The organism is Candidatus Komeilibacteria bacterium CG_4_10_14_0_2_um_filter_37_10 (genome assembly GCA_002793075.1).
Taxonomy (GTDB): Bacteria; Patescibacteriota; Patescibacteriia; order UBA1558; family UBA1558; genus UM-FILTER-37-10.
Map to the genome: position 1 here is coordinate 9,301 of PFPO01000093.1, position 526 is coordinate 9,826.

The window sequence follows — 526 nt, forward strand, 5'->3', positions numbered from 1 at the left end:
AAAACAGTAACGCGTCTTCTTGAAGAATACAGATTTTCGGAAGCGGGCGGCGCGACTTATGATTTTTTCTGGTCAATATTTTGCGATTGGTACCTTGAACTGAGCAAAGGGGAAAAGAAAAATCCGATAGTGCTAGCGCGTGTTTTAAAAACAATGCTGCGCTTGCTCCATCCGTTTATGCCTTTTGTGACTGAAACGATATGGTCAAATCTCGGCGAACAAAAAATGCTGATAGGCGAATCATGGCCGGAGTTCGATAAATCTTTAGTGGATGAAAAAGTGGAAAAAGAGATGGAAACGGTCTTAGGAATCGTTTCGGAAATCAGAGCCTTAAGAGTTGATTTAAATATAAACGCGGGAGTAAAGCTAAAAACAATAATATACGGCGGCGCAAAAATAAACATAATCGCGGAAAATTCCGAAGCCATAAAACGCTTGGTAAATCTTGCGAATATTAAAATTTCCCAAAAAGGGCCGGCAATAAAATCAAGTTTAAGGATATATTTACACGGTATTGAAATATATG

Annotated in this window: 1 protein-coding gene; it reads left to right on the top strand. The window is 38.8% G+C overall.

All coding sequences use genetic code 11. The features are described 5' to 3' along the window. A partial coding sequence (locus tag COX77_04880; protein ID PIZ98352.1) for a hypothetical protein occupies positions 1-526 on the top strand: 526 nt, incomplete at both ends.